This window comes from Thermaurantiacus sp. (assembly GCF_053487655.1).
The window spans coordinates 1-21,491 of the sequence record NZ_JBRCLD010000055.1 but is presented as its reverse complement, the minus strand read 5'-3'; the positions used below and the strand labels follow the sequence as shown (position 1 = coordinate 21,491).

The following is a 21,491-nucleotide window of genomic DNA, read 5'->3' as shown; positions in this document are numbered from 1 at the left end:
GAGCGCAAGGATGGCGTTGAGCGCCGCCAGAGCCGGCAGGAACCGGGCCGGCCGTTCCGCCATCACCGCCCGACGCCGGTGTAGGAAAAGCCGTGGCGGGCCATTTCCTCCGGCCGGTAGATGTTGCGAAGATCAACCACCACCGGTGTCCGCAGCAACTGCCTTACTCGGGCCAGATCAAGGGCGCGATATTCGTCCCACTCTGTCACCAGCACCATCGCATCGGCCCCGTCGAGCGCCGCATAGGGGTCGTCGGCATAAGTAACGCCGTCGAGCACCAGCTTCGCCTGCTCCATCCCTTCCGGATCATGGGCGATGATCGCGGCCCCAGCATCCTGGAGCGCCTGGATGATGGCGATCGAGGGCGCCTCGCGCATGTCGTCTGTGCCGGGCTTGAAGGTCAGTCCGAGAACGGCAAGCCGCTTGCCGCGCACATCGCCGCCACAGGCCCCGATCACCTTGCGGCCCATCGCCCGCTTCCTGAGGTCATTGGCCTTGACTGCAGCCTCCACAATCCGGACTGGCGTGCCTTGGTCCTCGGCCGTCTGGATGAGAGCGCGGGTATCCTTCGGGAAACAGGAGCCGCCATAGCCCGGCCCGGCGTTCAGGAACTTGGGCCCGATCCGCTTGTCGAGACCGATGCCGCGCGCCACTTCCTGCACATTGGCGCCGACCTTCTCGCAAAGGTCGGCCATCTCGTTGATGAAGCCGATCTTGATGGCAAGAAAGGCATTGGCGGCATATTTGATGAGCTCGGCAGTCCGCCGCCTTGTGACGAGGATGGGCGCCTCGTTCAGGAACAGCGGGCGGTAGAGCTCGCGCAGCACAGCCTCCGCGCGCGGGTCCTCAATCCCAAGCACAATCCGGTCGGGGCGCTTGAAGTCGCCAATGGCCGCGCCCTCGCGCAAGAACTCCGGGTTGGAAGCGACTGCGACGTCAGCATTCGGGTTGGTCTTGCGGATGATCCGCTCCACTTCATCGCCTGTCCCCACTGGCACCGTCGACTTGGTCACGATCACGGTGAAGCCAGCAAGGTTGAGTGCGACATCGCGCGCCGCAGCATACACAAAGGAGAGATCAGCATGGCCATCGCCCCGGCGCGAGGGCGTGCCAACAGCGATGAACACCGCCTCGGCACCCGCCATGCCGTCTGCAAGCGAAGTGGTAAAGGCAAGGCGCCCGGCCCGGACATTGGCAGCAACCAGCTCCTTGAGGCCAGGCTCATAGATCGGCATTTCGCCAGCGCGCAGGCGCGCGATGCGGCCTTCATCCACATCGACGATGGTCACGCGGTGACCGAAGTCGGCAAAACAGGCTCCCGAGACGAGCCCGACATAGCCGGCTCCAATCATCGCGACGCGCATGGGGTCCCCTTGGCTTTCCTTGCAGCGGCTCTAGCCATGGGCAATGCGGCTTGCCAAGCGCTTGCGCTCAAGAGGCAGGGATTACCGTCGCCGCCTGCACCACAAGCAGCTCCAGCCGGTCGAGCGCATCCTCGGCCGCCTGCAGCCGCTCGGCGTCCGCAAGCCAGGCCGCCTGCTCTGGCGTCGGCGGCAGGGCAGCAACAAGCGCGATGGCAGCCGCAAGATCGCCTTCTGCCAGGCGTGTGCGGGCCTGCACCAGCGGCGAGGCAGGAGTCTGCGCCCCCTGACGGATTTCGACCAGGCTGGAGAGACGCTGCCAAAGCCGGCTCCAGAAGCCCGCTCCAGCACCGCCATCCGCAGCCGGTTCAACGGCAGCAAGCGCGTCCAGCCGTTCGGCAAGCCCAGCCCGGCCGACTGGTGCGCTGCTCCACCCCACCAGGGCCGCCACCGCCGATGGCTCGCGCGTTTCGAACTGCCGGCGCAGCAGCGGATCAAAAGCGCCAAGCGGCCGGCCCTGCTCCATCAGCCGGCGCAAGCTCACAAGAAGGAAAATGTCGCGCGCTTCGGCCGTGGCAGCGGCAACCGCGCCCGATGTCACGCCCGCCGCTGCCATGTCCGCAGCGAGTTGGGCAAGTTTTGCAGCGCTCGCAGCTTCCGCTTCGGCCAGGCGGCGCGCTTCGGCTTCCAGCGCTGCAAGGCGCTGCCCCATGGCTCTGGCCTCCGGGCCGGCAGCCGGCAAATCGGGCGGCCCGGCACGGAGCGCTGCAAGCTCAGCCTCAAGCCCGGAGAGGCGGCGGGCAAGCGCTTCGGTCTCGACCGCTGCGGCTGCTTGCGCCCCTGCCTCAGCCTGCTGCTGCGGCACGCCAAGCCAGGAGAGCCCGCGCTCGCGCACATGCACGGCAAGCGCCGTGCCCCCTGCAATGACGCCAAGCACCATGAGACCTGCTGCCGCCCTGCGCCACGGGCGCTGGGGCAGCTGTGCCGGCCGCAGCGGGGCCGCCGCAGGCTCGCTTGCCACCGCCCGGACCTCCTGGCGGCCGGCGCGCAGGGCATCGAAACTGTCTTCGCCTGGCCGGTCAGCCATGGGCGCCTCCACACCTGCCCTGCCACAGCCGGCGGGCTGCCGCCAAGACCTCTGCCGTCTGCGGGCGGTGCGCCACTTCGATCCCGCGCCAGCCAGCGCCCGCCGCAGCTGCCACAGCCTCTGACAAGGCGACGATCGCAAGGCCCTCCGGCAACAGGCCAGCCCGCTCGACCAGGCGGCGGAACAGGTCGGCAGTGCGCGGTGAGAAGAGAAGCGTAATGGCACCTGCTGCAAGCGCTCTCCGCGCGGGCGCCGGAAGCGAGGCAACAGCCCGTGCCTGGTAGAGCGGCAGCGGCGCCAGCATGACTGCCGGCGGCACACGAAGCTGCCGGTGGTCGATACCCCTGGCGTGAAGGATGCAGCGGTGGCCAGCGGCAACTGCGGCATCGAGCGCGGCCTGGCCATCCGTTGCCGTCGCCGACACGGCCTTGAACCCGGCCGCACGCGCAGCAGCGGCCGTCCGTGGCCCGACAGCAAAGACCGGCGTGGCAAGGGCAAGGCCGGGCAGCGCCGCACGCAGCAGGGCTGCGCTTCGCGCCGACGTCATCAGCACGGCATCCGGCGCCAGCCTGGCGGCTCCGCTGGGCACGGCAACCGGCCGAATGCGAAGGAGCGGTGCGGCAAGCGCCGAAAACCCCGCCAGACGCGCAGCAGCAACTGTTGCTGAGGCTTCCGGCTCGGGGCGCGTGACAAGAAGAAGCGGCGCCTTCATCCGAGCGAGGCGCGGATGGCAGGTGTGGCAGCAGCAAGAAGCGCCTCTGCAACCGCTGCGCCAAGCGCAGTCGGATCATTGGCATCGCCCGTCTGCACGGCATCGACTCGTTCGGCGCCGTCGGGGCTGTAGAGCTCGGCGCGAAGGCGCAGCATGCCCGTCCCGGTGGCGCTGGCATGAACGGCAATGGCCGTGCGGCACGACCCCCCGATCCCGGCGAGGACCGCACGCTCGGCACGGGCAGCGCAGTGCGTCTCTGGGTCATCAATGCCCGCAAGCGCCGCCAGCACGGCATCGGCATCGGCGCGCGCGGCAATCCCGACAATCCCCTGTGAGGCTGCCGGCAGCCAGTCAGCAGGATCAAGCGGGGTGCCAGCCGCAATGCCGAGCCGGTCGAGCCCAGCAGCCGCAAGGAAGGTCGCAGCAACCGTGCCGTCCTCGACTCGCGCAAGGCGGGTTGCAACATTCCCGCGCAACAGCACAGCCTCCACATCTGGCCGCCGGAAGGCGAGCTGGGCTGCACGGCGAGGCGAGGAAGTGCCAACGCGGGCGCCAGGTGCAAGCGCAGCAAGCGTGCCGGCGCCAACCAGCCGGTCGCGCGGGTCAGCGCGCGGCAGCACCGCTGCCAGCACCAGCCCGTCGGGAAGCTTGGTCTCGACATCTTTGAGCGAATGGACGGCGGCATCGATCTTGCCATCGAGCAGCGCCTGGTCGAGCTCCTTGGTCCACACCGCCTTGCCACCCAGCGCCACGAGCGGGCGGGCGCGGTCGCGGTCGCCAGCTGTCTCAACCGTCGCAAGACTCGTCCCAAAACCTGCCGCTGCCAGCGCCTCGGCAACCATCCGGGACTGGGCAAGCGCCAGCGGGGATCCGCGCGAGCCCAGGCGGAGCGTGGTGGCAACAGCGGAGTCGAGCACGGCCTGCCCTTCCGGCGCCGGCTCCTGGCGGTCAAGCCCCTGTTCAGCCACACTCCGCCATACCCATCCTGCCGGAATGCAAGCCATGCATTCTCCGGCTGTCGCACGCTGACACCTATTCGTCATGGAGGGGCTTGCATTTCCCAGTCCGCCGTTGCAAGGGCGCCACGCTCTGCACCGGGGCCCCTCGAGGCGCGGGTCCTTAGGGAAGGATACCAAGGCGAGGCCGGGCCGGGCGAAACTCGGGCGCTTTTGCCCTCAATGGAGGTCAGGAATGAACAAGGTCCTCTCGCTCGCTGCGATTGCGAGCCTCGCGCTGGTCGCCGCCTGCGGCGAGAAGAAGGCGGCTGAGACCGCGACCGACGCTGCCGTCGAAGCGACCCAAGCGGCTGAGACCGCAGCGGATGCGGCTGCGACTGCGGCTGATGCTGCAACCGATGCAGCGGCGGCTGCGACCGACGCGGCGGCTGCCGGTGCTGCCGCCGCGGCTGATGCTGCTGCCACCACTGCGACCGACGCGGCTGCGACCGCCCTCGACGCGGCTGGCGAAGCTGCCAAGGACGCTGCTGCCGAGATGAAGCAGTAAGCCTCCGGCGCAATCCGGAAGATCGAGGGGCCGGGAGGCAACTCCCGGCCCCTTTTATGTCCCTGCTCCGCGCCGTCTGGGCCAAAAACAGCGCCAGTCCGGCGGTCAGATTTCCACTTGGCTTCCAAGCTCCACCACCCGGTTGGTTGGCAGACGGAAGAACTCCATTGCCGATTCCGCGTTCCGCAGCATCCAGGCAAAGAGCTTCTCCCGCCACAGCGCCATGCCGGGCCGTTCCGAGGGCAGGAGCGTCTGCCGGGCGAGGAAGAAGCTGGTTTCCATCATCTTGATCTGCGGGCCGCAGGTCTCAACCAGCCGCAGGGTCGCTGGCACGTCCGGCTCCTGCATGAAGCCATAGCGCAGCACCATCCGGAAGAAATTGTCACCAAGGTCGATGACTTCGATCCGGTCCTCAAGGTCCACATAGGGCACTTCGTCAATGACGACGGTCAGCAGGATGATGCGCTCGTGGAGCACCTTGTTGTGCTTCAGGTTATGGAGGAGCGCTGGCGGCACCCCGCTTGCCGAAGACGTCATGAAGACAGCCGTGCCAGGCACGCGCGTGGCCGTGCGCGCCGCAGACTTGATGAAGATCTCGATCGGCATGGCGGCTTCCTTCATCCGCTTCTGCATCAAGAACCGCCCGCGCGCCCAGGTGGTGAGCATGGTAAAGGCAATCAGGCCAATGAGCAGCGGAAACCAGCCGCCATCAGGAATCTTGGTGAGATTGGCCGTGAAATAGGCCGTATCGACAAGGAACAGCCAGGCGATGACGGGAAGCGCCAGCCAGAGCTTCCACTTCCACACTTCGATGATGAGAAGCGCGAGCATGACGGTGCCCGCCAACATCGTGCCAGTGACAGAAATGCCATAGGCTGCCGCCAGATTCGAGGACGAGCCAAACCCGACTGCCAGCAGCACGACGAGGACGAGGAGCGACCAGTTGACGATGGGGATGTAGATCTGCCCCTCGGCGCGCTCGGAGGTGTGGAGGATGCGAAGCCGCGGCAGATAGCCGAGCTGGACCGCCTGCCGGGTGACGGAAAAGGCACCGGAGATGACCGCCTGGCTGGCAATGACCGTCGCCATGGTGGCAAGCACCACCAGCGCGAGGCGCAGATCCTCAGGCGCCAACAGGAAGAAGGGGTTGGCAATCGCCTCCGGGCGCTTCAGCAGCAGCGCGCCTTGCCCCAGATAATTGAGCATGAGCGCGGGAAGCACGATCAGCATCCATGAGATGCGGATCGGCCGCCGGCCGAAGTGGCCCATGTCGGCATAAAGCGCTTCCGCTCCGGTGACAGCGAGCACAACAGACGAGAGCGCAAGAAAGGCGCGCACGCTGTCGGTCAGGAAGAAGTGGACGGCATAATGCGGCGAAACTGCCTTGAGCACTTCCGGGTTGGCCGCAATCGCGAGCACGCCAAGCACGGCAAGGACAGTGAAATAGAGAAGGGTGATGGGTCCAAACAGGGCACCGACTCGCGCCGTGCCACGTGCCTGGAGCACGAACAGCGCAATCAGAATCCCGATTGCAAGCGGCAGCACCAGTGGCTCCAGCCGGGCTTCCACCACCGTCAGCCCCTCAACTGCCGAGAGCACCGAAATGGCCGGCGTGATGATGCTCTCGCCAAAGAAGAGGGAAGTGGCCAGAATCCCGATGACGACGACAAGTCCGCCCCACCATTTGCCTTGGGCATGGCGCTGGAGCAGCGCCTGGAGCGCGATCGACCCGCCTTCGCCGCGATTGTCGGCGCGAAGCATGAGAGTCACGTATTTGAAGGTGACAACACTCATCATCGTCCAGAAGACGAGGGAGAGGATGCCAAGCAGGTGCATCGCATCGACAGGCAGCGGATGGTGGCCGATGAAAGTTTCGCGCAGCGCATAAAGCGGCGACGTCCCGATGTCGCCATAGACCACCCCGAGCGCGCCGAGCATCAGCTTCGGCAGCCCGTCGCGCATGTGGCCGGAGCTTGCGGCCGTCACAGTCTGGCTGGTCAAGCGCTCATTCCGTGCTGCGGCGCGTCATGTCCCCGACACCACGGGGCGGGCCCTAGCATGGCACAAGGAGGCGGGCAATCGCACCCAGGCCGCCGCCGGCGCTCGGCCCTCGGCAGGCCCGACCGCCAGCCAGGAAAGCCCGCAGCCCGCCATCACTCGCCTGCGCCGCGTGCACTTGGGGCAGCTCCACCTCGTGCTGCCCCGGCCATTGCAGGCGGAATGGCGCGCTCCCCCACACCCAGCACAGCCATGGTTTCGGCCGCACCGATCATGCGCGTGAGTTCCTCCGCCCAGGGCGCGTCAGGCGGCGTCATGGCCGCAAGCTCCCGCCACACGCCAAGCGCTTCTTTCGGCCGGCCGGCCTGGAGCCAGGCGAGGCCGAGGAAGTAGCGCGGCGCCGGGTGGGTCGGATCAAGCGCCGACGCCTGATCGAAGGCGAGCCGGGCGGCTGGCACCACTTCGCCTTCGGCATGGGCGACGAGGGCGACGCCCTGCTGGACTCGCAGATTGACATCGCCAGGAAGGGCAGCGGTTGCAACTTCCATCGCCTCGACAGCGCCGGCCGTGTCGCCAGCTGCGATCATGGCATTGGAGAGCCGGATCCAGGCTTCGATGTCACCAGGGTTGGCAAGAAGGGTCGCGCGCGCAGCCGCCCGGGCCTCGGCCGCTGGCGCTGGCGTCTGCGGCGGCGGTGCTGGAGCCGCGGGCAGCAGCGGCCGGCCATGGAAGGCATAGCCGGCAACGCCGGCGGCGAGCGCGCCTGCAACAAAGGCAAGGGTCGCGAACCGGCTCACCGGAACAGCCGGCGGGCAACAATGCCGCCCACGAGAAGGGCAAGCGCCGGGACTGCCCACAGCGCCAGCGTGTCCGGCCTCGCCGGCGGGCGGAAGCTCACCCAGTCGCCATAGCGGGCGATCAGGTCCGCGCGCACCGCCTCTGGCTCGGCGCCGGCGGCAATCCGGCTTCGGACCAGCGCCCGCATGGCTTCGGCCTGCTCGGCGTTCGAGTCCGCAATCGACTGGTTCTGGCAAGTCAAGCACCTGAGCTCGTGCATGAGCGCCATCGCCCGCGCTTCCGCCGCCGGGTCGGCGAGCGGCGTCGTGCCAAGCGCCGGATCAACCGCCATGGCCCCCTGTGCGCTGGCCGCTGCCGCGGAAGTGGCGAGGAGGAGGGCGGCGAGGCGGGCCGTCACTGCCATTTCTTCGCCTCAGCAAGGATTTCGGCGACATGTTCAGGCCTTATCTCGCCCTGGTGCTGTAGGCGGATGATGCCCTTCCGGTCGACAAGGAAGGTCTCTGGCACGCCAGATGAGCCAAAGGCGATGGCCGCCTGGCCCTGCTCGTCGCGGCCGATGCGGACAAAGGGGTCGCCATGGCGGGCAAGGAAGGCCGCAATGTCGGCGGGCGTGTCGCGAAGCGCGATGCCGTGGATGGGAAGGCCCGCCTCAGCGAGCGCCTTGAGCTGCGGCGCCTCCACCCGGCAGGGCAGGCACCAGCTGGCGAAGAAGTTGACAAGGACCGGCCGCTGGCCCCCGGCGAGATCGGCGGTCGCAAGGCCGGGCCGGTCACCAAGCCCAGGCAGTGCAAACAGGGGCACGGGCTTGCCCACCATCGCCGAGCGGATGGTTGCCTGCTGCGGGCGGCCGAGGTTGACAGCGAGGAAGACGCCAAGCGCCAGCAGGGCAAGAAGGGGCAGGAAGCGGGAAAGCGGCATTATTCCGCTGGAAGCGGCACGCCCGGTGCAGGTGCGGCAGCCGGCCGCCGGCGCGCAAGCGCGGCGAAGCGAAGCGCGCCGCCAAGCGCAACAACAGCGCCCACTGCCATCAGCGCCGCCCCCCACCAGAGGAGGTGGATGAGCGGCTTCCACCAGAAATGGATCTGCCAGCGGCCCGAGCCATCGGGCTTGCCAAGCACAGCGTAGAGATCGCCCATGCGCCACATCGCAATTCCCGCCTCGGTCGTTTCCATCGGCGGCGAAGTATAGGTGCGCGCCTGCGGCTGCAGAGTCGCAATCAGCTCCCCGGCCCGGCGGACAGCAAGCCTCGCCTCAAGAGCCGTCCAGTTGGGCCCGGCCTTGGGCGCCACATCCTCCAGTGTGACAGCAAAACCCGCGACTTCGAAGCCGTCGCCGACGGGGATCGAGACCAGCGCCTCGCGCTGGAGCGCGCCACTTGCACTCGCCCCCAGAATGGTGAGGGCGACGCCAAGATGCGCAAGCGCGGTGCCGGCGCGGCCGAAGGTCAAGCCGCGGCGAAGCAGGAGCTGGAGGCTGGCAACGCCAAGCCAGGCGGCAGCCGCAAAGCCCAAGAGGGCAAAGACGCCAGCAACCCCGAACAGGGCGAGCATGAGAAGCGCCGCCGCAGTCGCTGCAATTGCAGCCGGCAGCAGTCGCCTCCCGAGGCTGCGTGTGGTGCCCCGCTTCCAGGCAAGGAACGGGCCAACGGCCATGAGCGCGGCAAGGGCAAGGATGAGCGGCACGGTCGTGGCGTTGAAATAGGGCGGGCCAACCGAGATCTGGCGGCCGTTCCAGGCTTCGAGCGCCAGCGGGTAAAGGGTGCCGATGAAGACGATGGCCAAGAGCGCCATCAGGAGGAGGTTGTTCCCAACCAGGAAGCCCTCCCGGCTGGTCATGGCAAAACGCGCACCTTCGGCAACCCTCGGCGCACGAAGCGCCCAGACGAGCAGCGCCCAGCCGGTAAGGCTGAGCAGCAGCAGGAGAAGGAAGAGGCCCCGGGTTGGGTCGACTGCAAAGGCATGGACCGAAGTCAGCAGCCCGGAGCGAACGATGAAGGTGCCAAGCATCGAGAAGGTGAAGCCGGCAATCGCAAGCATGAGGGTCCAGTTGCGAAGCGCATCCCGAGTCTCGAGCACGCGGATCGAATGCAGAAGGGCGGTAGCCGTGAGCCACGGCATCAGCGCGGCATTCTCCACCGGGTCCCAGAACCACCAGCCGCCCCAGCCCAGCTCATAATAGGCCCACCAGGAGCCAAGCGCGATTCCCATGGTGAGGAAACCCCAGGCGAGCGTGACCCAGGGCCTGGTCACCTTCGCCCACTGAGGGCCCACCTTGCCGTCGAGGAGGGCAGCGACCGCCATCGCAAAGGCAACGACGAGGCCGACATAACCAACGTAGAGGGTCGGCGGGTGAAAGGCGAGGCCAGGGTCCTGCAGCAGCGGGTTCAATCCCATCCCCTCGGGCGGGGCCGGATCGAGCCGGGCAAAGGGGTTGGAGGCAAACAGCAGGAAGGCGAGAAAGCCAAGCGCAACAATCCCAAGGCTGCCGAGCGCACGCGCCTGGAAGGTCGCGCCCAGCGGCAGGCGAGCGCCTGCAACCGCAAGGCCAGCGATGGCAAGGATGAGCACCCAAAGCAGCATCGAGCCTTCGTGGTTCGCCCACACGCCCGTCAGCTTGTAGAGAAGAGGTTTCGCTGTGTGGCTGTTGCTGGCGACAAGGGCAACCGAGAAGTCGGAGACCAGGAAGGCATGCGTCATCGCCGCATAGGCGAGCAGCAGCAGGAGCCCGTGGCCAACGGCCGCCGGCCGGGCGAGACCAGCGAGCGCCGGCCGCAAGGGGGCAACCGCCATCACCAGCGCAGCCGCAGCCGCCAGCCACAGCGCAAGATGGCCGAGTTCGGCGAAGCTCGGGATCATTCCGGAAGCGTGCCGGCGAGCGTGCCGGTCTGGTGCATCATGCCGGCCTTCCCCAGGCTCTTCGCCACTTCCGGCGGCATATAGTTCTCGTCATGCTTGGCCAGCAGCTGGTCGGCGGCAAACGCGCCATCGGGGCCGATCCGGCCGGTTGCCACCACGCCCTGGCCTTCGCGGAACAGGTCAGGCACGATGCCAGTATAGCGCACGCGCGTTTCATGGGCGCCATCAGTCACGACAAAGGCAAGCGTGAGCCCCTCATCCTGGCGCGCAACCGAGCCGTCCTTGACAAGGCCGCCCAGGCGGATCCGCTCCCCTGGCGCCGGCGGGTTCCTGGCAAGATCAGAAGGCGCGTAGAAAAAGGTCGCCTCCTTCTCAAGTGCCGGAACAGCAATCAGGCCCGCCCCGATGACAGCGACAAGGGCAAGCCCGGCGAGCATCAGGCGCTGGTTCTTCGCATTCAAGCTGGCGCCCGCTGCCACCTACTCCTCCCTTTCGGCACGGCGCATGCGCATCCATGAGGCGAAGGCAAGGCCACCGAGAATGGCGGCGGCAGCGACATAGGCGGCGATGATGAACGGGGCGTGATTCATGACCGTCAGCCAGCGAGCGCCGCGCGCCGCAGCGCCCGCGCGGTGCGCTTCTGCTCGGCAATAAGGGCCCGCATCCGCATGAGGACAATGCCCGCGAACAGGAGCGCAAAGCCGGTGGCCGAAAGCAGCAGCGGCTGCAGCATCTCGGCATGGATCGACGAGCCCGAAATCCGGATGCTCGCTGGCTGGTGCAGCGTGTTCCACCACTCCACACTGTATTTGATGATGGGCAGGTTGATGACTCCAAGAATGGCAAGAATGCCCGCGGCGCGCGCACCCCGCAGCCGGTCGTCGAAGGCGTGGATGAGCGCAATCACGCCAAGATAGAGCAAAAAGAGGACAAGCATCGACGTCAGCCGGCCGTCCCACACCCACCAGGTGCCCCAGGTGGGCCGGCCCCAGATCGCGCCGGAGAGAAGGCAGACGGCAGCATAGGCCGCCCCCACCGGCGCAATTGCGCGCACCGAAAGATCAGCAAGCGGGTGGCGCCAGATCCGCGCAGCAAGGGCGGCAATGGCCATGCCTGCATAGCCGCCAAGCGCAAGCCAGGCCGAAGGCACATGGACATACATGATCCGCACGGACTCGCCCTGGAGATAGTCCGGCGGCGCAACAAACAGCCCAAGCGCAAGGCCAACACCCAGGAAGGCAAGCGAAGCTGCCATCACCCAGGGCAGGATCTGGCCGGAAATCCGCTGGAACCGGTGCGGATTGGCGAGGTCATGCCAGCGTGTCGCCGGCGGAGATGGGCGTTCCATGCCCATCTCCCTAGCAGGGCAGCGCACGCCCTGTCAGCACAAACCGGACAAGCGCCCCCGCGCTCAGGCGTCGCGGCGGCCGAACAGGGAGCCGATCCTGTCCCTCAGATCATCAAGAATGCTGCCATCCCCATCCTTGTCGAGGCCGGCAGTCCACTCCGCCCACATGCCGGAGAGACCCTTCGCCTCCACGTCCGCCTTCACCTTCTCAAACAGCGCCGTCACCATGTCGGCACCCACACCCGCCTTCTCGGCAGCCTCGGCGATGAGCGCGCGCGCATCCGCCTGGCCTTCGGCCGCCTTCGCCGTCACTGCCGAGCGAATGGCGTCAAGCTTGTCCGCCGTCAGGCCTGTTGCTTCGGCAAGCCGGGCCGAAACCGCTTCCACCGTCTCTCCAGTCTCGGCCGAGAGCTTTGCCAGAATCGCATTGAGGTCCATGAGTCGTTCTCCTGTTGCTGCCGCTGCATCGCCCGGTTTCCTCGTCATGGCAAGCCCGCCAGCACACAGGCGCCAATCGCTGGCCCACCGGGGGGGCCCTGCCGCCAGCCCCTACGCACGCGCCAGCCTGAGCGCTGCCCCGGCAGCAAGCGGCGCCAGCACAGCAAGGATGAGGCTTGCCGCCACGAGCAGCCGGTCGGCGTCCGCCGCCGTCGTGCCACCGGTTGCAAAAATGAGCACGGGAAGCGCCAGCGGCACGGCAAGGATGGCAGCAAGCCCGCCGCCGCCGCGGGCGCCGACCATGAGCGCAGCCGTCGCCGTTGCCACTGCGGCAAGGCCAAGCGTGCCAAGCGCAAGCCGGGGCACGGCGGCAAGCAGCAGCTCCGCTGGCACGGCTAGCAGCGCCCCGGCAACGGGAAGCGCAGCAAGAAGCGGCAGGCCAAGCACCAGCCACTGCGCCACCAGCCGGGCGAGCGCCACCGTCTCGGTGGCAATTCCGCGCACGGCATATTGGTCGAGCGTGCCGTCGGCCGAGTCGGCCAAAAAAAGGGTGGCAACGGGAAGCAGGCTCGCAAGCAGCGCGCCAACCCACAGCACGCCAAGCCCAACGCGTGTGCGCAGCGCTGGGTCCGGCCCGAGCGCGAAGGCAAAAACAATGGCAACCAGGAGGAAGAAGGCCGGCGGCAGCAGCGCTTCCCCCGGCCGCGCCACGGCGCGCGCAAGGTCGCGCCACACCAGCAGCAGGAGGAGCCTGGGAAAGCGCATGGGTGGTCAGGGCTTCTTGAACAGCGCGTCTGCTGCCGAACGGAACTGGCTCGCCGCATCGCGCTTGGCGCGCGTGCGCATGAGCTCAGCTTCAAGCGCCGCAATCCGGGCCTCGAGCTCGGCAACCGAAAGCGGGTCGAGATCCTGCCGGGCAAGCAGGCTGAGCGGATCATCCGGGCGGGCGGGGAGGCTGTCGTCGTCCATGCACGCGCTTGTCGGCGAGCCGGGGTGCAAGTGCAAGTCCGGGGCCTCCTTGCACAAGTGCAGCGCCTTTGGCAGGCGCCTGGCGGCAGCAGAAAGGACAGACATGGCAACCGCGGCAGCTGAACTGGCACCCGCCTTGCCCGAGGAGATGACGGCAATCGATCCCGAAGGCCCCGGCGGGCCGGAAGTGCTGGTCCCGGTCCGCCGGCCGGTGCCAGTGCCGGGCGCAGGCGAAGTGCTGATCCGCGTGCATGCAGCCGGCGTGAACCGGCCTGACATTCTCCAGCGGCTTGGCCTCTACCCAATGCCGCCTGGGACCACCAGCATTCCCGGGCTCGAGGCTGCAGGCGTCGTCGTCGCCCTCGGCGAGGGTGTCGAGACGCTCTCCCTTGGCGACCCAGTGACGGCGCTCCTCGTCGGCGGTGGCTATGCGGAATATGCAGTTGCGCCCGAGGGCCAGTGCCTGCCGGTGCCGCCGGGGATGCGCTTCGTCGAGGCCGCCGGGCTCCCTGAGACCTATTTCACCGTCTGGTCGAACCTGTTCGGGCTCGCCGGCGCAAAGCCAGGAGACCGGGTGCTGGTCCATGGCGGCACATCCGGTATCGGTGTCACCGCCGTTGATCTTTGCACCCTGTTCGGGATCGAGGTGTTCGTAACCTGCGGCACGGGCGAGAAATGCGCTGCCGCCCGCCACGTCGGCGCTTCCCACGCCATCGACTATAACGCCCGCGATTTCGCAGCCGAAGTGCGGGAGCTGACGGGGGGTGCGGGCGTCGATATCGTCCTCGACATGGTCGGCGGCGACTATGTGCCGCGCAACCTCGTCTGCCTTGCCGAGGGCGGCCGCCATGTCTCGATCGCCTTCCAGCGCGGCCAGCGCACCGAAATCGACATCGGGCTCATCATGCGCCGCCGCCTCACGCTCACGGGCTCGATGCTCCGGCCGCAAACTGTCGCCTTCAAGGCCGGCATTGCCGCCGCCTTGAAAGAGAAGGTCTGGCCGGCCTTCGCAGACGGCCGCCTCGTCCCCCGGCTCGACAAGGTCTTCCCGCTCGCGGATGCTGCCGCTGCCCACCGCTACATGGAGCAGGGCCGGCATGTGGGCAAGATCGTGCTCGGCGTCATCGACTGACTCGGGGACGGACTGAGGGCCAACTGCCCCAGCCCCGATTTGCGCGAGCTTGACGGCCGCGCGGCAGCCCCGCAGCAGGCGATGATGCAAATCGCCCGTGCCTCGCTCCCCCGGCCGGCCTCCCCGACTGCCGCCCGTCTCAAGACCGATCTTGCCGCACTCGGCGCGGCAACCGAAGTCGGCTTCGCCGAAGGCGGCACCGAAGTCGAGCGGCTGAAGGCGCTCGCCCGCGCTCTTGAGGCCGAAAACCCGACACCCGAGCCAGCCACAGCCCAGGCGCTTCTGAAGGGCCGCTGCCATCTCCTCTACTCGAGCCTTGGCCTGCTGCGTGAAACCACGCTCGCGCGCTACAGCTTCGGTCTCTTGCCCCCCGAGCCTGTTACTGCCGTTGAGATCTTCCAGGAAACCGATCCCGCAACCGGTCACTATGACAACATCGTCCATTTCCTCGACGCTGACGGGGCCCCGGGCGTGCTCGTGCTCGCTGGAGACTATCGCGTCGAAGGCGAAAGCGAGATCAGCATTTCATTTGCGCACGCCATCCTCGCAACTGCTGCCGGCCGCAGCGTGCACCCCCTCTCTGCCCCCGCGGCCGGGCCCATCCGCGTCCAGATCAGCTATATTGATGACAATTTCCGCCTGATCCGGGGTGCCGGGGGCAGCCTCTATGTGCTCGAGCGTTTGGACCCCCACCCCATGCGCTGGACTCGCGACGGCTGAGAGAGTCTATCTCGGCGCTGCCATCGGTCTTGCAGCGCGCATCTTCTCCATCGCCGCCCGGCCTTCAGCGCGCGTGACCTTGCCGTCGCGATTTGTGTCCATCATCCGGAAGCCCTCCGGCGGCCGGCCGGAGGCCTTCCATTCCGCCGCACTGATGGCGCCGTCCCGGTTGGTGTCGACGATGTCGAAGAACTTGCCCGGCTGCGCGAGCGCGGGTGTCGCAAGAAGCAGGATGGCAACGGCCGCGTGACGCATGACGCTAGTCGAACAAGGAGGAGACCGAGCTTTCATCGGCAATGCGGCGAATGGCCTCACCGATGAGCGGCGCAATCGAGAGGACGCGCAGTTTCCTGGCTTCACCCGCAGCTTCGGGGGCGGCAATCGAGTCCGTCACCACCAGCTCATCGAGCACCGAGCCTTCCACGCGCGCCACCGCCCCGCCAGAGAGCACGCCATGCGTCACATAGGCGGAGACGGAAGTGGCGCCTGCCGCGCGCAGCGCAAGCGCAGCGTTGCACAGCGTGCCAGCGGAGTCGACAATATCATCGATCAGGATGCAGGCCCGGCCAGCAACATCGCCGATGATGTTCATGACTTCCGACTCACCGGGCCGCTCGCGGCGCTTGTCAACGATGGCAAGCGGCGCATTGTCGAGCCGGCGCGCAAGGGCGCGGGCGCGCACCACGCCGCCGACATCGGGCGAGACCACGGTCAGCCGCTCGCGATCCTTCGGGTGGCGGGCATCAATATCCGCCGACATGACCGGCGCTGCATAGAGATTGTCGGTTGGAATGTCGAAAAAGCCCTGGATCTGCCCGGCATGGAGATCAACCGAGAGCACCCGGCTGGCACCAGCAACAGTGATGAGATTGGCCACAAGCTTTGCAGAAATCGGCGTGCGGGGTCCGGGCTTGCGGTCCTGCCGGGCATAGCCGAAATAGGGAATGACGGCCGTAATCCGCTTGGCCGAGGCGCGGCGGAGTGCGTCGATGCAGATGAGCAGCTCCATCAGGTTGTCATTTGCCGGCGCGGAAGTCGATTGGATGACGAACACATCCTCGCCACGCACATTCTCATGGATCTCAACAAAGACTTCTTCGTCCGCAAACCGGCGCACGCTGGCGTCGGTCAAGGGCATGTCGAGATAGCCGGCGATATCCCGCGCCAGTTGCGGGTTGCTGTTGCCTGCGAGCAGTTTCATGCGCCGGTCCCCTTTTTCCCCCCTTCTAGCGTCAACAAGGCAAAGGAAAAGCCGCCCTCACCACAGCAGGAAGGCAATTGCCGGCAGCAGCAGGACACCCAGAAGATCGAGGACGAAGCCGCCCCTTGCCATATCCATGGCCCGGATCCGGCCGCTTGCAAAGGCGATGGCATTGGGGGGCGTCCCGGCAGGCATCATGAACCCCCAGGAAGACGCGAGTGCAGCCGGCATGGCAAGCGCCAGCGGCGCTACCTCTCCGGTTGCTACGGCAGCAACCACGGGGATCGATCTAGAACATGTCACTACCTCGGTGGCTACCTGAGTCTCGTCAGCTGTTGTTCCCAAGGATCAAGGCGGTACTTATTCGAGGTAGCCCGCCCAAAACATACTTGTATAGTTTCCTCTCCCAATCACAATATGATCATATAGTTTGATTTCTACCGTTGTAAGAGCTCTCAGAATCATTCTCGTTATGACAATGTCATCTTTAGATGGCTCTGTATTGCCACTAGGATGATTATGTGCTAAAATAATTCCAGTACTTCCGACCTCGAGACAACGTATCAAAATTTCCCTGGGATATACTATTGCACGATTTATGGTCCCTCTAGATATGGTATCATCTAAGATTAAGTGGTTTCTGGAATTTAGATGAAGAATCACCATCTCCTCATGATTAAGATGCCCAATTTTTGCCATTAGGAAATCTATAGCTTTACCTACATCATTGATTAGGGGACTGTCCTGAGCCCTTCGGCGAAGAATCGTATTAATTGTACTGCCAATGAACGAAAGAGCATCAATCTCACTTTTAAGCATTCCAAACTGACGCAGCCTCTCTTTGCTCAAGCTGAGCAATGAGCCGAGGCCACCCGTTCGTGAAAGCAGATGCACGGCTAACGGATAACTCCTGCTACCCAATCCGTGCACGCGAAACAAACGGACTAGCAGCTCCAGGTCCTCACGCGGAAACTTCTGAGCCCCTTTCTGTCCCCAGTCCCGGATTCGCTTTACTTCCAAGGCTGGCGGATGGGTCCTTACAACGTCGTCGCCGAGAGCCGTGCTCTCTGGGCACGATTCCGAGTAATACCCCCCACGCTGCAGGTATCCAGTCACGGTTTCGCGAGCTTCCCGCCCGCCTCTAACATAGTGCCCGCCAGCAAGCTCAGTTGGACGGGATAGGCCCATACCACAGCCATGTCGGCATAGGCGTCCGGCGTAACCCACGCGAAAAAACCCGGAAACAAATGAACCAACGTTCCATTGAGCATAAATCCGGTCGCAAAGATCGGCCAATAGCGATTACTTTTCATCGCAATCCCGGTCAATACAATTAACAAAAGGATATCAATAGCCACTAGTCGAAGATCGACTTGAACAAAGCTTTGTTGCTGCACTAGGGGAGACGTTAGGGCAGCCACTAGCATCGCTGTGGCAGCATTCTTTTCGTCTCTTCCACCCATGCAAAGGGCAACGGATGTCGACGCCGTGAAGATGATTAGAAAGACTACTTGCTCCGCGTGCATGCCCTAAATAACCCTATCCGCTCTCTTGCGCCCCCGAAACCAAGGCCAGAGGCCCCCGGTGCCTCGGTTTATCTATAAAGCCTCCGTAATTACGCTCTCTGAGGCCTACTTTGGCCTGGGTCGCAGCAAGTGCCTCATGCGTTTGTTTGATCTGTTCTCGCGCTTGTCCCAGAGAAGCGATGGTCGCAATGGCGCTCTCGATGGCGTCGTGCCCGACGGCAACGGAGACGCGAGCCTCCGCTCGTACAATCGGCATCAGGCGAGCCAAATCTGCAGCCTCACGAATCGCATCGTCAATCGCCTCCTCTGTGGCGAACAGCTGTTTCGCTACCTGTCGTGCAAGCAGCATCATGTTTGGATTCATCACCGGCTCTCCAAGTTGGCCGAGGTTGGGCCAGTCGGACCACCAACAGCTCGGCATATGCTTGCCTCACCGGAGGGCACTTAGGGTGGCTACCGCCACCAGAACACTAGAGAATAGCAAAGCTGAGCATGCCGATACCACAACGATTAGAATGAGCCTCAGCTTTGTTGAGAGCCTATTCTGGTCAAGTTGCAGTGCCCAATTTTGCGATACTCTTAGCGCACTCGTCTCCGTCCGGCCAACCCAAGCGTCACCGCTTTGGTCACACCCGAAGTACTCGAGGTCGCTTTCAGCTGCCACACGTGATGGAACCGAATCGGCATCTCTAATGGCCGTAAATGGTTCGATTTGGGGGCTATTAGTGGTATTAATGTTCCAACCGGGTACCTCAGGTGCCTGGAGGCTGCCGCTCATCGCGTTTGGAAAATTTCCCTCGGTAGCCGCAAGTAGCAACGCCGCCTCTTTCCGAGACGAAACGCCCAATTTCTTAATAGCGCTTCTCAGCGCTACTTCGACCTGACGGTCGGAAAGTCCCAACTCGGCAGCGATTTGTCGAGTGTTGAGGTGCGAGAGAACGCCTCGCAAACACCTTTTCTGCAGCTCTGATAGCTGCAGAACGTCCGCCGGATCAAGGCTGTAACCCATGGGTGACATTAGCCGCCACTACGCTGGATGCCGACCCGTATTTTTCGGATAGCACATACAAGCTTTGCTGAGCAAGTAAAAGATGTCCTCGCGAACGCAGCCGGCATGGCAAGCGCCAGCGGCGCTGCATCGCCTGTCGCCACCGCTGCCACCACTGGCATGAAGCCGCTTGCCGTTGCCACGTTGGAGGCAAATTCGGTCACCAGCACCATGAGGGCAACCAGCAGCATGGCGCGCAGCAGCGGGTGGAGCTCCCCGAGCCCGTCGAGCTCAGCGCCGATCCAGCCGGCAAGTCCCGTGTCCGTGATGGCAGCAGCAAGCGCAAGGCCGCCACCGAACAGCAGCAGCACTTCCCATGGAAGTGCGGGCAGGTCCTCCTTCGTGAGCAGCCGCCCGCCAGCGCCGTCGGGCACCAGCAGCAGCAAGAGGGCCGCCGCCATGGCCACGATCGCATCGTCGATTGTGGCAAGCCCGAGCGGCTCCCGCAGCAGCGGCAGCACCACCCAGCCCAGGAGCAGGAACGCGAGCACGGGAAGGAGCCGCTTCTCGGCAACCGTCATCGGCCCTGGCCGGCCGACCGCGTGTGCGACGACGCCAGAAGCAAGCGGCGCACGCCCCACACCATGCAAGTGCACCAAAAGCAGGGCTGCAAGCGGGATCGCAAGCGCAACTACGGGCAGGCCGAAGGCAAGCCAGGAGAGGAAGCTGATGTCCGTGCCAAGCGTGCGGTTGAGGATTCCGGCGGCGATCGCGTTGGTCGGCGAGCCGACGAGAGTTCCAAGCCCGCCGATGGTTGCCGCCCAGGCAATTCCAAGCACGAGCGCCTTGCCAAACTCGGCCTCTCTCCTTGCCCCGCGCACCGTCTCCAGCGTGCCAAGAAGCGCAAGCGCAACCGGCAGCATGATGAGCGCTGCCGCCGTGTTCGAGACAATCGTCGAGATGGCAGCCGTTGCCGCCATAAATCCGAAAAGCAGGCCGCGTTCAGTCGCCTTCGCCCGCACGGCAATGCCAAGCGCGATCCGCCGGTGCAGCCCGGCACGCTCGATGGCGCGGGCAACCATGGCACCGCCCAGCACGAGAAACAGGATCGGAGACCAATAGTTTGCAGCAACCGCCGCCGGGTCCCAGTTTCCAAGCGTTGGCAGCAGGAGAAAGGGCAGCGTCGCCGTCGCGGCGATCGGGATTGCTTCTGTCACCCACAGGATCGCCATGGCAACGGCAAGGGCAGCGACAAGCCAGGCATCAGCGCCAAGGCCAGCAGGCGCAGGGGCAAGCTGCATCAGGAGGAAGGCAAGCGCCGCCATGGCAGCGCCAGCCAAGGCCGCCGGCCTCACTCTCGATCCATTTCGGATCTGTCCGGCTTTACAGGCGCCTGCCCCGCGCCTAGGCGCGCCGGTTGCAGGGTGGCGGAGACGATAGGGTGGAAAGCATTGGCGGGCGCCTCGAACGCTTCGGCGGTGTCGGTCCGGGCTTCGACCTGCTCCGTCTGGTGCTCGCCTCCGGCGTCGTCGTCTGGCACTGTTTTCCCCTCACCACGGGCAACGCCCGCCTCGTCGATGCCACAGCCTTCTGGTTCCTTGTCAATCTTTTCGTGCCCATGTTCTTCGTGGTCTCGGGCTTCCTGGTGACAGCAAGCGCGCACCGGGTCACGCTCTTGCCCTATCTTCTCAACCGGGTGGCGCGCATTGTCCCGGCGCTCTTGTGCGTTGTCGCGTTATCGGCGCTCCTCCTCGGCCCTTTGGTGACATCGCTTCCAGCAAACGCCTATGTCACGGACCCGCAGGTCCTGCGCTATTTCGGCAATGTCGTGGGCCTTGTCGCCTACCCGCTTCCCGGAGTCTTCACCGACCTGCCCGTCCCCCATGTCGTCAACGGCAGCTTGTGGACCGTCCGGTTCGAATATGCCTGTTATGTCGGGCTTGGCGCGCTCATGCTTGTGCGCCTGGCACAGCGCTGGTGGCCCTATGCGCTTGCCTATCTGTTGCTCTGCGCACTTGCTGCCGCCGGCCTTGCCCTCCGCTCGGCCTCGGGTGCTGATGGCGGGAGCCTTCCCATCGCCTCTGGCATCCTCACCCAGGCAACCAAGGTCATCCCCTATTTCCTGATCGGCGGCCTCCTCTTCGTGCTGCGGCACCGGATCGCCTATGATTGGCGGCTGGCACTGGCCGCAGCGCTGCTCATCCCCGTAATCGGCGTTCTTGGTGATTCGTCATTGCTGAAGCAGCCGCTGTTCTGGCTGGCGCTGGCGCCGCCGCTCGCCTATCTCACGGTATGGCTCGGCCTCGCCAGGCTGCCCCGGCCCGAATTTCTTGGCGGAGGCGACTTCAGCTACGGCGTCTATCTCTACCATTTCCCCATCCTCCAGCTCCTCGTCCTCCTGACCGGGGTGAAGCACTGGTGGCTCCTGGCGCTGTTGGCGGCGGTGCCGGTGCTGCTGGTCGCTGCCGCCTCCTGGCATCTTGTCGAGAAGCCCGCGCTGCTGCTGCGGAAACGCTTCTCGATTGCCGGGCAAAGGGCAGCTGCGGGTTCGAGTCCGTCCACGCTTTAGCCGGCGCGGGAACTTGCTTGATCCTTGGCTGCAACCGGGGAAGGCTGCGATCTTGACGAATCCCTGACGATCTGTTCAATTCCGATGGGTGGGGAGGTTCCTCTGCTGCCGTGGAGGGGAACCTTCATGCGTCTTGCTCTTGCTGTCATGCTGCTGGCCGGCTCTGTCCTGGCCGCCCCGGCGCTCTCCGGCGTTCTCGTCGTCACCGGCGGCACGACGGGCAAGCCGGTCTGGAACCGGCCGCGGAGTGGGTTCCCGCCCGCGCCACCGCTTTCGAATGTCGGAA

Annotated in this window: 27 protein-coding genes; 4 read left to right on the top strand and 23 right to left on the bottom strand. The window is 65.5% G+C overall.

Annotation, left to right across the window (positions count from 1 at the left end):
* Positions 1-62: 62 nt before the first annotated feature.
* The 4 genes from ACWIQA_RS06155 to hemC all read right to left on the bottom strand — a co-directional run bounded on the left by ACWIQA_RS06155 (position 63) and on the right by hemC (position 4,077).
* The gene (locus ACWIQA_RS06155) at positions 63-1,364 is read right to left on the bottom strand and encodes a UDP-glucose dehydrogenase family protein (protein WP_448582191.1); all 1,302 of its coding nucleotides are present in this window, start codon (positions 1,362-1,364) and stop codon (positions 63-65) included.
* Positions 1,365-1,431: 67 nt separating this feature from the next.
* Positions 1,432-2,448, bottom strand: coding sequence for a hypothetical protein (locus tag ACWIQA_RS06150; protein ID WP_448582190.1), 1,017 nt, complete (start codon positions 2,446-2,448; stop codon positions 1,432-1,434).
* Positions 2,441-3,160, bottom strand: coding sequence for a uroporphyrinogen-III synthase (locus tag ACWIQA_RS06145; RefSeq protein ID WP_448582189.1), 720 nt, complete (start codon positions 3,158-3,160; stop codon positions 2,441-2,443). The genes ACWIQA_RS06150 and ACWIQA_RS06145 overlap by 8 nt, the downstream gene beginning before the upstream one ends.
* The gene (hemC, locus tag ACWIQA_RS06140) at positions 3,157-4,077 is read right to left on the bottom strand and encodes a hydroxymethylbilane synthase (protein WP_448582193.1); all 921 of its coding nucleotides are present in this window, start codon (positions 4,075-4,077) and stop codon (positions 3,157-3,159) included. Before hemC ends, ACWIQA_RS06145 begins: the two co-directional genes overlap by 4 nt.
* A 274-nt stretch (positions 4,078-4,351) precedes the next feature.
* On the opposite strand from hemC, the gene ACWIQA_RS06135 reads away from it, so the two are divergent.
* Positions 4,352-4,663 carry a hypothetical protein gene (locus ACWIQA_RS06135; protein WP_448582188.1) on the top strand — a complete coding sequence of 104 codons (312 nt, stop codon included), beginning with the start codon at positions 4,352-4,354 and terminating at the stop codon, positions 4,661-4,663.
* Between the two features lie 105 nt (positions 4,664-4,768).
* Here ACWIQA_RS06135 and ACWIQA_RS06130 read toward each other — a convergent pair whose 3' ends face one another.
* The 11 genes from ACWIQA_RS06130 to ACWIQA_RS06080 form a co-directional block, all read right to left on the bottom strand.
* A complete protein-coding gene (locus ACWIQA_RS06130) occupies positions 4,769-6,625 on the bottom strand; it encodes a potassium transporter Kup (protein WP_448582192.1) in 1,857 nt (618 codons plus the stop codon).
* A gap of 191 nt (positions 6,626-6,816) precedes the next feature.
* Positions 6,817-7,458 (bottom strand): tetratricopeptide repeat protein, encoded by a 642-nt coding sequence (locus ACWIQA_RS06125; RefSeq protein ID WP_448582187.1) that lies wholly within the window; start codon positions 7,456-7,458, stop codon positions 6,817-6,819.
* A complete protein-coding gene (locus tag ACWIQA_RS06120) occupies positions 7,455-7,862 on the bottom strand; it encodes a cytochrome c-type biogenesis protein (protein ID WP_448582186.1) in 408 nt (135 codons plus the stop codon). The genes ACWIQA_RS06125 and ACWIQA_RS06120 overlap by 4 nt, the downstream gene beginning before the upstream one ends.
* A complete protein-coding gene (locus ACWIQA_RS06115; protein WP_448582185.1) occupies positions 7,853-8,377 on the bottom strand; it encodes a DsbE family thiol:disulfide interchange protein in 525 nt (174 codons plus the stop codon). Before ACWIQA_RS06115 ends, ACWIQA_RS06120 begins: the two co-directional genes overlap by 10 nt.
* Complete coding sequence (locus tag ACWIQA_RS06110) at positions 8,377-10,314, bottom strand: heme lyase CcmF/NrfE family subunit (protein ID WP_448582184.1); 1,938 nt, start codon at positions 10,312-10,314, stop codon at positions 8,377-8,379. The genes ACWIQA_RS06115 and ACWIQA_RS06110 overlap by 1 nt, the downstream gene beginning before the upstream one ends.
* A complete protein-coding gene (gene ccmE, locus ACWIQA_RS06105) occupies positions 10,311-10,793 on the bottom strand; it encodes a cytochrome c maturation protein CcmE (RefSeq protein ID WP_448582183.1) in 483 nt (160 codons plus the stop codon). Before ccmE ends, ACWIQA_RS06110 begins: the two co-directional genes overlap by 4 nt.
* On the bottom strand, positions 10,794-10,904 hold the full coding sequence (ccmD, locus tag ACWIQA_RS06100) for a heme exporter protein CcmD (RefSeq protein ID WP_448582182.1): 111 nt from the start codon (positions 10,902-10,904) through the stop codon (positions 10,794-10,796).
* Positions 10,905-10,909: 5 nt separating this feature from the next.
* Positions 10,910-11,662: a heme ABC transporter permease gene (locus ACWIQA_RS06095; protein WP_448582181.1), complete on the bottom strand. Its 753-nt coding sequence runs from the start codon at positions 11,660-11,662 to the stop codon at positions 10,910-10,912.
* A gap of 63 nt (positions 11,663-11,725) precedes the next feature.
* Positions 11,726-12,100 carry a hypothetical protein gene (locus ACWIQA_RS06090; protein WP_448582180.1) on the bottom strand — a complete coding sequence of 125 codons (375 nt, stop codon included), beginning with the start codon at positions 12,098-12,100 and terminating at the stop codon, positions 11,726-11,728.
* Between the two features lie 111 nt (positions 12,101-12,211).
* The gene (locus tag ACWIQA_RS06085; RefSeq protein ID WP_448582179.1) at positions 12,212-12,865 is read right to left on the bottom strand and encodes a heme exporter protein CcmB; all 654 of its coding nucleotides are present in this window, start codon (positions 12,863-12,865) and stop codon (positions 12,212-12,214) included.
* 6 nt (positions 12,866-12,871) lie between these two features.
* The gene (locus ACWIQA_RS06080; RefSeq protein WP_448582178.1) at positions 12,872-13,069 is read right to left on the bottom strand and encodes a DUF1192 domain-containing protein; all 198 of its coding nucleotides are present in this window, start codon (positions 13,067-13,069) and stop codon (positions 12,872-12,874) included.
* A 103-nt stretch (positions 13,070-13,172) separates the two neighbouring features.
* Between ACWIQA_RS06080 and ACWIQA_RS06075 the strand changes: the two genes are divergently transcribed.
* The gene (locus ACWIQA_RS06075; protein WP_448582177.1) at positions 13,173-14,201 is read left to right on the top strand and encodes an NAD(P)H-quinone oxidoreductase; all 1,029 of its coding nucleotides are present in this window, start codon (positions 13,173-13,175) and stop codon (positions 14,199-14,201) included.
* 39 nt (positions 14,202-14,240) lie between these two features.
* Positions 14,241-14,921: a PAP/fibrillin family protein gene (locus tag ACWIQA_RS06070; RefSeq protein ID WP_448582176.1), complete on the top strand. Its 681-nt coding sequence runs from the start codon at positions 14,241-14,243 to the stop codon at positions 14,919-14,921.
* 6 nt (positions 14,922-14,927) lie between these two features.
* Here ACWIQA_RS06070 and ACWIQA_RS06065 read toward each other — a convergent pair whose 3' ends face one another.
* The 8 genes from ACWIQA_RS06065 to ACWIQA_RS06030 all read right to left on the bottom strand — a co-directional run bounded on the left by ACWIQA_RS06065 (position 14,928) and on the right by ACWIQA_RS06030 (position 19,961).
* Positions 14,928-15,176 (bottom strand): EF-hand domain-containing protein, encoded by a 249-nt coding sequence (locus ACWIQA_RS06065; RefSeq protein WP_448582175.1) that lies wholly within the window; start codon positions 15,174-15,176, stop codon positions 14,928-14,930.
* A 4-nt stretch (positions 15,177-15,180) separates the two neighbouring features.
* Positions 15,181-16,122 carry a ribose-phosphate pyrophosphokinase gene (locus tag ACWIQA_RS06060; RefSeq protein WP_448582174.1) on the bottom strand — a complete coding sequence of 314 codons (942 nt, stop codon included), beginning with the start codon at positions 16,120-16,122 and terminating at the stop codon, positions 15,181-15,183.
* Positions 16,123-16,179: 57 nt separating this feature from the next.
* A complete protein-coding gene (locus tag ACWIQA_RS06055; RefSeq protein WP_448582173.1) occupies positions 16,180-16,467 on the bottom strand; it encodes an anion permease in 288 nt (95 codons plus the stop codon).
* A gap of 15 nt (positions 16,468-16,482) precedes the next feature.
* Entirely contained in the window at positions 16,483-17,310 is an 828-nt protein-coding gene (locus tag ACWIQA_RS06050) for a JAB domain-containing protein (protein WP_448582172.1), read from the bottom strand.
* Positions 17,235-17,585 carry a hypothetical protein gene (locus ACWIQA_RS06045; protein ID WP_448582171.1) on the bottom strand — a complete coding sequence of 117 codons (351 nt, stop codon included), beginning with the start codon at positions 17,583-17,585 and terminating at the stop codon, positions 17,235-17,237. Before ACWIQA_RS06045 ends, ACWIQA_RS06050 begins: the two co-directional genes overlap by 76 nt.
* Positions 17,586-17,661: 76 nt before the next feature.
* Positions 17,662-18,015, bottom strand: a complete 354-nt coding sequence (locus ACWIQA_RS06040) for a hypothetical protein (protein WP_448582170.1) — start codon at positions 18,013-18,015, stop codon at positions 17,662-17,664.
* A 63-nt stretch (positions 18,016-18,078) separates the two neighbouring features.
* Positions 18,079-18,657, bottom strand: a complete 579-nt coding sequence (locus tag ACWIQA_RS06035; RefSeq protein WP_448582169.1) for a helix-turn-helix domain-containing protein — start codon at positions 18,655-18,657, stop codon at positions 18,079-18,081.
* Positions 18,658-18,665: 8 nt separating this feature from the next.
* Complete coding sequence (locus tag ACWIQA_RS06030) at positions 18,666-19,961, bottom strand: SLC13 family permease (RefSeq protein WP_448582168.1); 1,296 nt, start codon at positions 19,959-19,961, stop codon at positions 18,666-18,668.
* A gap of 116 nt (positions 19,962-20,077) precedes the next feature.
* Here ACWIQA_RS06030 and ACWIQA_RS06025 point away from each other — a divergent pair, with 116 nt between their 5' ends.
* Positions 20,078-21,205 (top strand): acyltransferase family protein, encoded by a 1,128-nt coding sequence (locus ACWIQA_RS06025; RefSeq protein WP_448582167.1) that lies wholly within the window; start codon positions 20,078-20,080, stop codon positions 21,203-21,205.
* The last annotated feature ends 286 nt before the right edge of the window (positions 21,206-21,491 follow it).